A 13,236-nucleotide genomic window follows, 5' to 3' on the forward strand; every position below is an offset into this window, starting at 1 on the left:
CAAGTTTATGGCGTAATTAATTAACGCCGACGCTTCACAAGAATGAATAGGGCGATCGCACAGAAATTGTTGGACAAGATTGATTTGCGCTTGTCGTATGTTGGTCGGTTGGGGCCGAGAGGTAAGCGGGAGTGCGTTTATAAGTTTGTTGGGACTGATGATGGGCGGGGCAGCATTCATTTTCCAGAAGTGGTTAAATCGAGAGTTGGTGTCAGTCACTAACAATATAGAGTTACAAACTCAAGTTACTGACACAATATCACCGTCAACACTCCCCATTATTGAAAATATGGAGGGACAGGAAAACCCCACTGATTCATGGTGGCAAAAGATTAAATCTCAGAGTGCGAAGTTTATGGAACGTATAGAATCCGATGTGGAAGCAGCTAAAAAGTTCCTCTCTACCCTCACTTCGGACGAGCGTTGGGGGCTGATGGTAGCCTTTGAGGAGGCACAACCTTCTATGTTCTCTCAGTTGGTGGCCGAAGCTCCCGATTGGGTAGAGTGGATGGCGTGAACAGTACGAGAGGCTCTCTCATTCCTCATAGGATTCACTTAAATTGATGTTAAATTTCTCTCAAAATTGGAATAAAAAGAGATGCTTAGGACAATACTCTAAAGCATGACTTTTAGAGTATTGCCCTTAATTTTTTAAGCATCCATTTCAGGATGTACATACTTAAGATGATCGCTTATTTACGACCACCAAACCATTTAGCCGCAATCGCTCCAAGAGCTGCTCCTACCACTGGATTACTGAGAAACTTCAAAATCGCTGGTTGTTCAGCCATGACTTCTTGAAAGATGTCTGGATGATTGTGATAAGTGAAAGATGCAAGTTTGCTGACATCATCTGCATTTGCGCGGTTGGCGTTATGGGTAGAAAGTCCCAAATCTCGCTCTAGATGGCGCTCGTCTAACCCTCTTTGCTTTAAGTGCTTGAAAAATGCTCGTGCAACATCATCGCGTTCGTTGGGCTTAATCTGGGCGATCGCTTTTTGCAATTCTGGCTCTAGTTGGCTAGGCGGAATGCTGTTATGGTTGAAAGACCGACTAAACAATTGCCGACGTTCATTATGAGATGAACGTTGAGCAAAATCATCAAAGTTTTGGTATTCCTGAGCTGGGTCAGATGAAACATCATCTAAAGATTCTGTATTACCATGCGCCAACTCGTTCATGATTTCGCGTTTATACTTGTCACTGCTGCTCATTTTAAATGTCTCCTTGTTACCTGCAATCAACTAAATAAATTTAGTTATTGTGAAAATTGAGCGATTATTTATACTCAATTTGATTTGATTGCACATCATATTGAGCCGTCAAAATCAGTTGTTTATCTGGTGCATACATCAAAACTTTTAAGTCTTGATTAGGGAAATTCTTGTGAAAACCTTGAAGTAAGGATTTTGCTAATGATCGCACTTCCGTCGGACGAACTTGAGGTGAAATGACAACACCTAACTTGTTATTGTCACGTACATAAGCATCCTGGACAATTCCTTTTGCTGTACTGACAACCCAATTCCCAAAATCTTGACCTTGTACGCTATTACCGCGTTCTAACAAAGCATAGTCACCACTACGACTGATTCCAGTTGGTAATTGAGTTGGTTGTTTAGCTTGAACTGTACTACTACAAGCTGTTGTTGTTGTTAGTACTAATACCAAAACTAAAGCTGTTAAAATTTGCCGAAACTGTTGAATTATTTTCAATTTAACCTCCTTGAAGTTTGCAACAGACAGATTTTTCTAGGAACGCCTTGCGCCCCTAAGCTTTTGAATTCTGCGGTGAATGTGGTTTAAATTAGATCCTGTCAGTTTTATTAACTATGGGAGTTCCATCAGTGTTAACGTCTAACTCTTCACGTCGAACTGTTTCTTGAGCTTCAACGGTTTCCTGGTCTACAACTTTCTGGACTCGGACTTCTTCTCGCACAAAAGCTTCTTTTTGGACATCAGCAACTTCTTCATAAATTTCCATGTGTGCTACTTCGCCCTCACGGAAGTCAGCTGTTCCAGGAGATACAACTTTACCTGCGTCCACAGGAGTAACTCGCTCAATCACGACTCGCTCTTTTTCTACCGGGACAGCAACTCTTGCAGTTTCGGTTTCGATATGCTTACCAATTGCTACTTCTCCAGCTTTCCGGCGCTGTTTATTAGCAACTAGCCTTTCTTCGTAGAGTTTGAAGGTTTGGTCGTCGTGAGCGCTGACATCATACAGATCCGGCTCTTGCATGTAGGAATAGGTGTTGCGCTCGTATGCGGGAGCAGTAAGCCCAGATGTTACATCAACAGATGCTGAACTTTCTACAGACGGTGTGCGATATCCTCCACGCACCTGTTCTTCATAATCATAATCATAATCAAGCGCTGTATGCTCATGATATTCAGGTAACTTTTCCGCTTGCTCTTTTGTCATACCAACGACATATATACGGTCTGCTGTAGAGTCAATACGCGATTTGCCTATTGGTAGTAATACTTTCTTGCCAAAAATCCAAAAGCCTAAGTCAACAATTAAATAGCGGAATGTTCCTTGGTCATCTACTACAGCATCATTTACTGTGCCAATCTTCTCATCAGTTCCTTGAACATACACACCCATTCCTTTGATGTCGTTACCTTCAAGAGTATTACGGTAGTCTGGATCAAATTCACTTATTTTTTGGAGTGGCATTATTTTATTCCTTAAAATCTTGCTGTGTGTTTTTATAAATTACACAATTTAGTTTAAATACATCTTCTCTCCGAGGATTGAGTTAAATTATCTTGATATTTAATCAATCGAAGTAATTAAATATATTTTCATAACCCACAAGTATGATACAAAACAATCTCTTAGTATTAATGTATTCCTATTTATAAAATTAATTTAAACTATTTTTTGTAAATATTGTGACTAGTTTCTAGCATTTATGTGACTAGTTTCTAGCAGTAAATCTCAAAAACAAAGTTAACGAAATCAATACATAGCATCAAAATTAGCTAGTTTAATCTGCTTATTAACACCTTACAGTTAAATCAAATATCCTCACATTGTTAAAGCTTTATTTGCTTAAGTTATAATACTTGCTCTCTCACTCTTCTAAAAGACAAAATCTCTGCCAAAAGGTTGATGAGAATAAAATATAAAAATGTCTAAATGTTATTAAATTCTTCATAAATTTGCAAATAATTTACCTGTGCCGCTAAGGAGTAATAAATCTAGTTGCAAAGCAAGCGTTGCCAAAATTGATAATCACAAAGTGTAAACTTTAAAACTGCTCTCATTGCAGAAAATCAGGAGATAATTATGGATACAAAATTACAGCAAGAGCAGTATGTCGATACTATCTCCCAAAACCAGATAGAAACACTTAAAAATTCAGAGTCTGGAAACATGGCAATGTTGCCACCCGCCTCGGAAAATGAAGAACAATGGCAAAAAAATGGTAGACAGATTTCTATATTTTTGGCAAAAATACCTGAGTACATAGGTAGATTCTACCAAGAATATAAATTGCTGATTATCAGCTTTGTGTTGCTTGTGATAACAGTTACGGCACTAAGGATTTCTCTAGCGGTACTCAACGCAATAAATGATATTCCCCTAGTTTCTCCATTTCTCCAATTAATTGGACTTGGTTACACAATTTGGTTTACTTCCCGCTATTTGCTCAAAGATTCGACTCGGCAAGAATTAGCAGTAGAAATTCGCTTGCTTAGAAAACAAATTCTAGGCAGAGAAGAATTGCAGACTTTAAACTAACTAAAGTATAGCGGCGGCTACAGTGTATTTGAACTTTTGGTCAAGTAAAAAGCTGAGTTTTTCTTGACCAGTGTATAGAACTGTAGACTCTTATACCACATTAGTTAAATTAGCAGGAAAAGAAAATGTATGATCAAGAAAAATAGATTAGTTTCGCTGACAACAACAGTATTTCTTTCAACATTGCTAACAGTTCCTCTGCTTTCTAGCTGCGGCGGAGGTTCCCAAAATGCTGCGCCACCTCCAATTGACGATACTATTGGTAGAAATTTAAATAATCGCGCCCCCGTAAATCAACCCCAAGCTAAGAGGGGATTAAGTACAGGGCAGAAAGTGGCAATCTTGGCAGGAGCTGCTGGACTTTACTACCTCTACAATCAACGCAAGAATGCCCAAGGAACGGGAGCGCAGGGGAAATATTACCTTTCTAAGAATGGGCGTGTTTACTATCGAGATGCCCAAAATCGCCCTGTCTGGGTAACACCGCCACAAGAAGGCATTCGTGTTCCAGAGTCGGAGGCACAACAATACCAGGACTTTCAAGGATATAATAACAGTCTCACAGGGCGAGACTTAAGGGGTTTGGGTGCAGGTACTGTTCCGACAAATTAATTTTTGTACAGATTATAAATAGATGGCGTTTAACCGTCATTCTATTTTTTCATAAAAACTTTTTCCGGATTTAAAGTTAATAATATTCATAAGTATGATATCAAGCATTATTATACTTTCTCAAAAAAGTCTTTTTTAAAATTTTATCCGAGTATATAGAAATCCTATTTAATTGTTAAAAAAAGTTGATCTCTAATTTTTATACAACAGGGTTTTGAGTTTCAGGAAACTTTCAAAATTCAAGCTGAGTCTTATATACTAATAGTTATACTTTGATTAAAATAAGAGTAACCTTTGATAGATGATTTTGAAAAAATCTAACAATTAATATATTGAAAGTAATTACTTTACCGTTGATAGTTTAGTGAAATCACAGTTTAGGAGTCACAAATGAATTTATTAGAAAAAATTTTCGGTGGCGGTGAGGTACCAGAAAATGATTACCGCAATTTTGTCAACCGCTATGAGCAAGGTTTACCTCATGAGGGATACTCAGATGAAGAAGTTTTAAACCGTTATCAGCAAGTATCTAGACAGTTACCTCCAGACCTTTATCAGGAATCTGCACAAGAAGCCTTTAGTCGGATGTCACCACAAGAGCGGATGCAGTTTGGTCGCTCTCTTCAACAGCAGACACGCTCTTCAAACTTGAATTTTCCCGATCTAAACCAAGATGGTATAGATGATCGCTTTCAAGACCCAAATTATCTTGCTCAAACGACAGGCCGGGTTCACCAGCAACAACCAGATATACTCAGTCAAATTATGAGTGGTGCTGTGGGGAGCTTTACAGGTGGCCAAGGTGGTAACATTATGAGCAATCCATTAGCGAAGGGAGCGATGGCTGGTATCGCCGCCCTAGCTGTGAAAAAGTTGATGCAAAGAGGCAACCAAGGAAATTCCGGGCAGTATGGTAACGTCCGCCCAGCTAGCGAAGACCCCTACGGTGATCCGGCGGATTACAGGCAGTATGGTAATATCCGCCCAGCTAGCGAAGACCCCTATGGTGATCCGGCTGACCAACAGTACCGCTAGTAACCTCAAGTAGCAAAGCTGCAATTCGTAATTACAATCAGTGAAAGCTTGAACTCATCATTAATAATTATGGTTAAGTAAAAATCAATTTTTTTACTTGACCACTTTTTATTACATTGGTATCACCTAGTGCAAAATCTCTTGGATTGTTGGTGGTTGTTTAAAGCGACGAAAAGCGGCTGAGAGTTATATTCTAGCAAGGTCAAGTAGAAGAAACTCAGGCTTTATTTAATAATTGTAAATTACCTACGTGAGCAGCAGATTGGTAGTAGGAAAATGAAACACTTAGCAAAGACATTATATAGTAAACTTCTGCATATATTTCACCAATTAATGGGAATTACCATTTCCCGTAATCCAAATCCAAAGGAAACTAATGTTGCTCTTGATGAAGAATCTCTGGGACACTCAACTACTCAGCTAAAAAAGCAAATTCTTCTTCAAGACAGAGTTAATAAATCTGAGCAAAATTTCCAATTAAATTACCAGTATTCAGCAAAACCTCGGAAATTCAAAAAAGCTTCTTTATTTCCTGATAATAAGACTAATGTTGCTGCTTTGTCGCTAGTTTTGTATGGGGTTGCTGAAGTCTTATCTCAAAAAATGAATCTGTCATGGAAAAGTCAAGTAAATAATACTTTTAGTTACGAAAAAGAAGCTGAAACTGGAAAAGGAAAAATCTTTTACTATGTAACAGATAATCCCGAAACTCCACAACCAGAAACTCTGGCAGAAGAGGCAGCTTTAGTTGTTATAGACGAATTTGATCCAAGGGCGTGTGCTATTCACCTGATTTACTGTGCCTTAGTAGCTAGCTTAGATAAACCTTGGTCAGGCAATTTTGTAATTGATGACAAGCATCTACTTGAATACACAGGGTTTGTGAAACGCAGAGATTTATGCAAGCATGAAAAATTGAGTATTTTGTACTCCTTGCTACGGCAACCTGCTCAAGTACTAGCTTGTATCGCATGGCCTAAACAGGAGAAAGCTGGAGCTTTTACTGTTGCTGATTTAAAGATTTGGGACATCAGCATAATACGAGATTTTGAAACAGATAAAGCTGGCAATAACAAGTTAGTGGGTTTAAAGGTGATTGGTCAAGCTGGAGTATGGACAAAATACTTCCTCAACAAATCTAAATACTACTACCACACTGGAATTATTACCAAGAAAACCGTACAGAAACTATTTAGTATTGGTAAACAAAATGCTGGCGCGGCTAGAATGCTAGTTTGGCTAACCTTCAAAATCAAACCGGAATTCCAGGATTGTGTAATGGGCAAGACTCTGATGGAGATTGCTTACGGTGCAGACAAAGTGTCAACAGCAGAGCAAGACAGACAGCTTAGACGGCAAATGGCTGATGACTTTGAAACTGACTTAAAAGTTGTTAAAGAAGCTGGATGGCAAGCCGAACTTGAGATAGGCCCAGCTTGGTTGACAAGTAGTAACACTAAAAGACCTATAGGTTACTGGAGCGAAATACTCAATTCTAAATGGCGTTTTCATCTCCCAACTGAAGTACGGGAACGTTTGAGTGTGGACTCGAATCAGCTAAACGCAAACAATATTCAGCCTCTATCAGGCAATCTCATCAGAGAAGCTAGAAAAGCGAAAGGCTGGTCTAGAGCATTTTTCGCTACAACGATGGGGAAAAGCGTTTCCTGGGTTGATGCAGTCGAGACGGGTACACGTCAGGTTTCTCAGAAGGATTTACCCAAGTTACTTAATACACTGGAATTATAGCTCTCCTACGAAATTGCATTTGTTTAGGGCTGGGGAATAAGCTCAAACCCTAATTGTTGTACCCTGTTATCAAAAACGGCAGCCGCATCCATTAAAAGATAAGACTGACGACGGCTATGGCCAAATTTATCACGGCAATATTCCTCAAATGTGCGGTAAATGGATCTGTACAATCTGCGCTCGCGCAATTCTACCAGTGCTTTACCTGCCTCAAAAAATGCCCTCTCGACTTTTCGCTCTAAGTGCAAGCGATGTCTACGACAAGCCGCTTCGCGTCTACGCTCTGCTCTTGCTCGGTTAATTCAGGTACTTCAACAGCAGAAACGTCAATGATTGCTGAAGCGGGATCTTCTGAAGGGGTGATGTCTGAGTTGGGAGATGCTGGATTACTTGATGCGGAGATGGTGGCTTTTTTGCGCTTACGGGGTGGGGCAGCAGGTCAACATCTTAATTCTTTTGGGCAATATGAAAAGGCTCTAAACAGTCGGGTGCAAGCGGATTGCTGGGCTGCAATGGGAGCAAATAGCGGTGAAGTATTTATACAGAATTTGATTGAAGTTACTAACCCCTCTTCATTGCGATCGCTAAAAGCAACGGCTCGAATTATAACTGCCTTCTCAATTACTCATTGGGAGTTCTCGTATGAATGAATCATCTGTTGGATTGTTTCGGTTTCACCAATTTCATAAAGACTAATCAAACTATTCTCAATAGTAAAGATTTGCTGAATTGTTGCATCCGCAAGCAAATTGCCTTGCAAATCTCTGACGACTTGATGAACGGTAACGACATTTCGATTGTTTTCATCCGTCTCGAATTTTAAGGTTTCAAGCTGCACTTGAATAACCTTATATTGATTAGTCCAGTATTCGCGCATCGCGTCGCGTCCATAAACGAAACCGCCTTCCACCCCGTTCGCCCATTTCACTTCCGGGTGCATCACCGAGATGATTGTTTCAATCTCACCTTTGTTGAAGGCTTCGTATAAATTTTGCAGAAACTGCTGATTTGAACTCATAATTGTTCACCATCCAATACGAATGTCATTAAAACAAGAAAGCAGCCCAACTATTTACTATAAGGAAAATCAACAAAAAGTGCATCAAGGTTTTATTTATCAGCTATTAACAGATAGACCTGACAACCGCAGACCTTTAACTTGGGAACGAAACCATGCGGATTGTTATACTGCATCTACACATTCGTAGTCTATTTGCTGAAAACGGGTTGCTTTGTCGCTGCCAGTTTTTCTAATAACCCTGCTGCAATAACAGGAGAATTATATAAATCAATCTCCATCTTCATTTCCTGTGCCTTTTGTTTATAGCGTGGTGATGCCAGCACTGTTTTCACTGCATTACGAATTTGAGTAGATGTTGGCGTACTGGTTTTAAGATTGATTCCTACACCTGACCACTCAACTCGCGCACAAATTTCTGGTTTTTCTTCCGTTTGTCCGGCTGCAACCATTGGAACGCCATTTGCTAAAGCGATCTGAACACCGTTAAAACCGCCATTTGTAACCATCACATCAACATGAGGAAGAAGATGGACATGAGAAATGAAAGACTCAATCCGAGCATTTGCAGGAATGGGATCGAGGTTAATTGCTTCAATTGGTTGTCCGCCTGTTGTCGCAACTACTAACACATCCTCATCCACTAAGGCTTGAATAGTTGGCACTAGTAGCTCATTGGCTTGTGTTGCAACCGTTCCCTGTGTTACATGAACTACGGGTTTATTAGTATTGAGGTCTGTCCACCAAGATGGAGCGGAAAAGTTTGTGGGTACTGGTGGAAGAAAGGTTCCAATGAAATGAACTTGAGGTGGAAGATCGCGGCGTGGGTATTCAAAAGATGGCGTTGTACCCTGTAAGTATAGAAATGGCGATAGAGCAGCGCTGAAAAAATCTTGCCCTTTTGGAGATAGGCTAACACTTTCTCGCCTTTGATCAAGATGACGTGTTACATCTTTCATTAGTACATTTCTAGACAGCCAATTCAAACCGCGCGTCTTCAGTTGTCCCAATGGTGAATAATCGGGTTGCAACCCTAAACCAAAAGGCGCAGTGTCTCGGCTGCTGAAGGGTAAAGCTGACATACCGAATGCTGCCCAAGGTAATCCTGTTTTCTCGTGAAGCCATGATATTCCTAAGAAGAAGACATCACACAGCAGAATATCAGCCGGGAATTCTTTCAAGATATTTGTTAAATCCTGTAGCTGTGTAACAGCAGCATCAATAAAACCGTGCTTCAGATAGAACTTAAACTGGTTAAAACCTTTTAAGGCATTCCTTTGTGCAATCCAATCTGCCGGAATAGTTTCTGGCACTGTCAAGTCAATACCTCGACTGATCGACACATGATTTGCACCTGTAGCTTCCACCTTTTCTTTCAACCCCTTTCCAGTGTACCACCAGACTTCATGACCTTGCTGTATCAACTGTCGAGCGATCGGTAAAGCAGGGCTAACGTGTCCAATTGCTGCAATCGTGCCAATCAAAAATCGAGCCATAAGAAAATTATGAATTAAACGTTTATTCCATAAGCATGAAGCAGAATCTATCAGCTTGTCAAGCATGAATTAAACGTTTGTTCCATTCTCCGGTAGGATGGGAGCATACCCTGAAGAATGAGTAGAAATAATGGGACGTTCAGACATATCTTCTCTATCAAAGTCCAATCGAGCCACTCGTGATGCAGAAGCGACAAAGCTGCAAATCCTTGATGCAGCAGAAATTGAGTTTGCACAGCATGGTTTACACGGTACAAGAGTTGATCCGATTGCAGAACGGGCAGGAGTCGCCCCACGCATGATTTACTACTATTTTGAAAGTAAGGTTGGGTTATACCAAGCTGTTTTGCAACGCCCAGCATCGCTACTCCACAATGTTTTTCAGGAACTTGATTTGGATCAATTGCCCCCCGATCAAGCGTTAAAGTCTTTGATTCATGCCACAATTCAATATGAAACATCAAATCGATGTAGAGGAATGCTCTTGTTTCAGGAGGCGATTCAAAATCAAGGACGGTACTTCAAGTTCACAAACTGGCAAGAACCTATTAGCCAGGTTACAAAGGTTTTAGAACGGGGCATGAACTCAGGCATATTTCGAGAAGTCGATGTTCAGATGACGACACTCAACATTATTGGACTCTGCACGTTTTATGCAAATGCTTATGAAAATGTAAAACACCTCGATCCTGATCAAGACTTCCTCGATCAGGAGATGATTAATCGTTACACACAGGCAGCAATTCAACTTGTTTTAGGTGGTGTTCAAAGCAACTCAATTGTGCCGCCTTCAGAATAACTTAGTTAGTAAGCTTTGCTACTAAAACTACACTAAATACACTTAATGTCCTTCTCTTCCCCAAATCCCCCAGCCCTACCACCTCACAAAATTGCGTTGCTCTCGTTTTTGTTTAGCGATTGCTTGTTTGTTATCCGACTTCAGAAAGTCGCGTTGCTCCCTTCCAACTCCAGAACACTCAATAACTTCTCCTCCACAGCACTAAGATAAGGATGGTTCAATTTTCCCAACGACTGCAACAGATTTTTGACTGTTTCTTCCAAAAAATCGGAATATATTCTGCTGATGCGATCACTCTCTCACCAACACCATCAGCCCTCAAGCCACCCCAACAGCTTCGTTGAAAGACCGGACTATCGAAACAATCCCGTCAGCATCATCAGCCCCGAAAACCCCATCCAGCCCCTCATAGTGCAAATCGGTGAATGGTGGTTCATAGAGTAGCCCCGCATCCATGACCCCGTTTTGTAGTGAGGTAATCAATGACAGTTTCTAAAAAACGAATCTGAGAGCATTGAAACTACTGCCCTCCAAATATTTCCCAAATGCCTGTTTCGCTGCATTTCTATCCAAACCATCCAACTGACGAATGAACAGCTTGAGGCTGAGAGTTTTCCCGTAGACCTCCTCAAATCGCTCCCGGCTTTCAACAGCTTCGGCATTGAACAGCAATTCTTCTAAAGATGCTACATCGGCCTCTGTTAATGGGACATTACGTTTGAGTAGGAGCGATCGCGGCGATGATTCTCATGCTCACGGATATACGCCTCTACCTGATTGCGGTACTGGTAAGGGCTGAAACAAGTTTGCTTTGTGGATATGTAAAGTAGATGATTGCGCCTGAAGTGGGCGCTCATCTGATGATATTGCTCTCAGTGCAACACGGCTATGAGATAATGCTCTTTTGCACAAAAGTTATGACTGCTGTTTATATTCAAGACAAAACCGAATTAGATACGCTGCTTGAAACCGAGCCGTTACTAAAAATGTTTAGGGCTTTGTCTTTTATTGTTAAAGATCAAGTGAACTCGGATTGGTATAGTCAGATCATTAAGGCGCAATATCAGAAACCTTGATTGGTTTTATTGTATTTAACGGCAATTTTTTGTATAGAGGTACGGCTCATGGCTACTTTGCACCGTTCACCTACTGATATCTGGCTTCCGTTACCTATTGCTGCATGGCAAGATACTTATGAAACACTGCATCTGTGGACTCAGATTGTTGGCAAAATCCGGTTAGCATTAGCTCCTAAAATCAATCATTGGTGGCACTCAACGTTGTATGTCACACCCCGTGGACTCACAACCTCGACAATTCCCTATGGAACCCGCAATTTTCAAATTACCTTTAATTTTCTGCTTCATCAACTTCTAATTGAAACAGGCGATGGCGTAACCAGAATTATCGAACTGGCTCCTCGCTCGGTGGCTGACTTCTATCAAGCAGTGACTCATACTTTGAGCGAAATCGGAATTAATGTGCGGATCTGGACAATGCCGCAGGAAGTCGCTGCGCCTATTCCCTTTGAGCAAGATGAAAAACATTCTGCCTACGATAAAGAATATGCTCAACGGTTTTGGCAAATTTTGATTCAAGCTGAGCGCATTTTGACCAAATTTCGCTCTAGTTATGCTGGAAAATCTAGCCCTGTACATTTTTTCTGGGGCAGTTTTGATTTGGCAGTGACTCGGTTTTCTGGACAATGCGCTCCAGAACATCCGGGTGGTGTAGCGAATATGGCCGATTGGGTGACGCGAGAAGCCTATTCGCATGAAGTCAGTAGTTGTGGTTTTTGGTTTGGTGGTGGCGCACAAGAAGCTTTATTCTATGCCTATGCTTACCCAGAACCTCAAGGATTCAAAGATTACCCCATTCAGCCACAAGAAGCGAGTTATAGCTTAGACATGAAAGAATTTATCCTGCCCTATGAAGCAGTGCGCCAGGCTAACGACCCAGACCCAATGGTACTTACGTTTTTACAAACTACATACGAAGCTGCCGCTAATTTAGCACAATGGGATCGTGCTGCATTAGACTACGCTCCAGTGCTGAAGAGCTAATTTCAAACAGCCTTCATCACTAAAGCTGTTCAAAATTGTTCTGTTTATCGATGCACTTGTGAGTAATGAAGATTTGGCTATCAGCACTCTAACCCCTAATAATCACCGTTCGCAACCCACACCATCCCCATCTCTATCAAACCCATGCGGATCTGGTGGCATCACTTTAAATCTGCGGTAGGGAATATCAGGGCAATCCAAGTCTGCCAAATTGGGTGGAATGCAAATATCTGGGTACGACTGATCGCATTGTTGCGCTTGTGATCGCGTGTTGGCAGGCTGAGTATTTTTCTTACTCCGCCTGAAATCCCAAGTGACTTTGTTCATTAATATACTAGTTGCTATGCTGTATCAAAGGTAACTTGCGTTTACTTGCCCATTTGTGATACGTATCAAGTCTAAGAAATTAAGTCTGCTAAGGGAGCAATTCGCAAGCCCTGGCATTTTAGCTTGAACTCTCACGTAACTTAACTGCATTTAGCCAAGATATTAAGCCGTTAATTGCCATAAATAACAGAATTACATAAAGTAAAGCAATAAATCTTACTTCTTTAACGTAATATAACCAGATGCCAATAACATCAACTATAATCCAGTAATATCAACTTTCAATTCGCTTGTGGGTGATTAGCCACATGGCGGTAAAGCTCATAATTGTTGTGAGTGCATCCAAGTAAGGAAAAGAAGCTTGCTCTGTAAATATTGCTGGC

19 protein-coding genes and 1 pseudogene are annotated in these 13,236 nt (G+C 40.8%); 11 read left to right on the forward strand and 9 right to left on the reverse strand.

Translation table 11 applies throughout. The features are described 5' to 3' along the window. Window positions 1-180: hypothetical protein (locus tag AC5JL8_RS37665; RefSeq protein ID WP_495884787.1), on the reverse strand; the 180-nt coding region annotated here is incomplete at its 3' end. Between the two features lie 28 nt (window positions 181-208). On the opposite strand from AC5JL8_RS37665, the gene AC5JL8_RS37670 reads away from it, so the two are divergent. Then, window positions 209-517, forward strand: a complete 309-nt coding sequence (locus AC5JL8_RS37670) for a hypothetical protein (RefSeq protein WP_495884788.1) — start codon at window positions 209-211, stop codon at window positions 515-517. 175 nt (window positions 518-692) lie between these two features. On the opposite strand, the gene AC5JL8_RS37675 is transcribed toward AC5JL8_RS37670, so the two are convergent. The 3 genes from AC5JL8_RS37675 to AC5JL8_RS37685 form a co-directional block, all read right to left on the reverse strand. Then, a complete protein-coding gene (locus AC5JL8_RS37675) occupies window positions 693-1,214 on the reverse strand; it encodes a hypothetical protein (protein WP_495884789.1) in 522 nt (173 codons plus the stop codon). A gap of 64 nt (window positions 1,215-1,278) precedes the next feature. Next, the gene (locus AC5JL8_RS37680; protein WP_495884790.1) at window positions 1,279-1,716 is read right to left on the reverse strand and encodes a hypothetical protein; all 438 of its coding nucleotides are present in this window, start codon (window positions 1,714-1,716) and stop codon (window positions 1,279-1,281) included. Window positions 1,717-1,807: 91 nt separating this feature from the next. Beyond that, window positions 1,808-2,683, reverse strand: coding sequence for a DUF2382 domain-containing protein (locus AC5JL8_RS37685; RefSeq protein WP_495884791.1), 876 nt, complete (start codon window positions 2,681-2,683; stop codon window positions 1,808-1,810). Window positions 2,684-3,298: 615 nt separating this feature from the next. Between AC5JL8_RS37685 and AC5JL8_RS37690 the strand changes: the two genes are divergently transcribed. The 6 genes from AC5JL8_RS37690 (at window position 3,299) to AC5JL8_RS37715 (ending at window position 7,800) form a co-directional block, all read left to right on the forward strand. Continuing rightward, complete coding sequence (locus AC5JL8_RS37690) at window positions 3,299-3,754, forward strand: CAAD domain-containing protein (RefSeq protein ID WP_495884792.1); 456 nt, start codon at window positions 3,299-3,301, stop codon at window positions 3,752-3,754. A gap of 129 nt (window positions 3,755-3,883) precedes the next feature. Next, window positions 3,884-4,366 (forward strand): hypothetical protein, encoded by a 483-nt coding sequence (locus AC5JL8_RS37695; RefSeq protein ID WP_495884793.1) that lies wholly within the window; start codon window positions 3,884-3,886, stop codon window positions 4,364-4,366. Between the two features lie 390 nt (window positions 4,367-4,756). After that, window positions 4,757-5,401, forward strand: coding sequence for a hypothetical protein (locus tag AC5JL8_RS37700; protein ID WP_495884794.1), 645 nt, complete (start codon window positions 4,757-4,759; stop codon window positions 5,399-5,401). Window positions 5,402-5,677: 276 nt separating this feature from the next. Then, complete coding sequence (locus AC5JL8_RS37705) at window positions 5,678-7,150, forward strand: helix-turn-helix domain-containing protein (protein WP_495884795.1); 1,473 nt, start codon at window positions 5,678-5,680, stop codon at window positions 7,148-7,150. Window positions 7,151-7,309: 159 nt separating this feature from the next. Then, a complete protein-coding gene (locus tag AC5JL8_RS37710; protein WP_495884796.1) occupies window positions 7,310-7,483 on the forward strand; it encodes a hypothetical protein in 174 nt (57 codons plus the stop codon). After that, a complete protein-coding gene (locus tag AC5JL8_RS37715; RefSeq protein WP_495884797.1) occupies window positions 7,480-7,800 on the forward strand; it encodes a hypothetical protein in 321 nt (106 codons plus the stop codon). The genes AC5JL8_RS37710 and AC5JL8_RS37715 overlap by 4 nt, the downstream gene beginning before the upstream one ends. Here AC5JL8_RS37715 and AC5JL8_RS37720 read toward each other — a convergent pair. Next, the gene (locus AC5JL8_RS37720) at window positions 7,776-8,168 is read right to left on the reverse strand and encodes a nuclear transport factor 2 family protein (RefSeq protein WP_495884798.1); all 393 of its coding nucleotides are present in this window, start codon (window positions 8,166-8,168) and stop codon (window positions 7,776-7,778) included. The two genes, AC5JL8_RS37715 and AC5JL8_RS37720, sit on opposite strands and share 25 nt — an antisense overlap. Before the next feature lie 191 nt (window positions 8,169-8,359). Next, window positions 8,360-9,664, reverse strand: a complete 1,305-nt coding sequence (locus tag AC5JL8_RS37725) for a glycosyltransferase (RefSeq protein WP_495884799.1) — start codon at window positions 9,662-9,664, stop codon at window positions 8,360-8,362. A gap of 130 nt (window positions 9,665-9,794) precedes the next feature. Here AC5JL8_RS37725 and AC5JL8_RS37730 point away from each other — a divergent pair, with 130 nt between their 5' ends. Continuing rightward, complete coding sequence (locus AC5JL8_RS37730) at window positions 9,795-10,463, forward strand: TetR/AcrR family transcriptional regulator (RefSeq protein ID WP_495884800.1); 669 nt, start codon at window positions 9,795-9,797, stop codon at window positions 10,461-10,463. A 318-nt stretch (window positions 10,464-10,781) separates the two neighbouring features. Here the strand turns inward: AC5JL8_RS37730 and AC5JL8_RS37735 are convergent, their stop codons facing one another. Further along, window positions 10,782-10,946, reverse strand: coding sequence for a hypothetical protein (locus AC5JL8_RS37735; RefSeq protein WP_495884801.1), 165 nt, complete (start codon window positions 10,944-10,946; stop codon window positions 10,782-10,784). 178 nt (window positions 10,947-11,124) lie between these two features. Here AC5JL8_RS37735 and AC5JL8_RS37740 point away from each other — a divergent pair, with 178 nt between their 5' ends. Genes AC5JL8_RS37740 through AC5JL8_RS37750 form a run of 3 tightly spaced genes read left to right on the forward strand, consistent with a single transcriptional unit; the run spans window position 11,125 to window position 12,526 of the window. Next, window positions 11,125-11,262, forward strand: coding sequence for a hypothetical protein (locus AC5JL8_RS37740; protein WP_495884802.1), 138 nt, complete (start codon window positions 11,125-11,127; stop codon window positions 11,260-11,262). Between the two features lie 31 nt (window positions 11,263-11,293). Further along, a complete protein-coding gene (locus tag AC5JL8_RS37745) occupies window positions 11,294-11,539 on the forward strand; it encodes a hypothetical protein (protein ID WP_495884803.1) in 246 nt (81 codons plus the stop codon). Window positions 11,540-11,587: 48 nt separating this feature from the next. Further along, window positions 11,588-12,526 (forward strand): DUF5996 family protein, encoded by a 939-nt coding sequence (locus AC5JL8_RS37750; RefSeq protein ID WP_495884804.1) that lies wholly within the window; start codon window positions 11,588-11,590, stop codon window positions 12,524-12,526. Between the two features lie 102 nt (window positions 12,527-12,628). On the opposite strand, the gene AC5JL8_RS37755 is transcribed toward AC5JL8_RS37750, so the two are convergent. Both AC5JL8_RS37755 and pnuC read right to left on the reverse strand, forming a co-directional pair. Further along, window positions 12,629-12,853, reverse strand: a complete 225-nt coding sequence (locus tag AC5JL8_RS37755; RefSeq protein WP_495884805.1) for a hypothetical protein — start codon at window positions 12,851-12,853, stop codon at window positions 12,629-12,631. A 118-nt stretch (window positions 12,854-12,971) separates the two neighbouring features. Beyond that, window positions 12,972-13,229, reverse strand: a pseudogene (gene pnuC / locus AC5JL8_RS37760) (nicotinamide riboside transporter PnuC). Window positions 13,230-13,236: the final 7 nt, after the last annotated feature.

The organism is Mojavia sp., assembly GCF_059505145.1.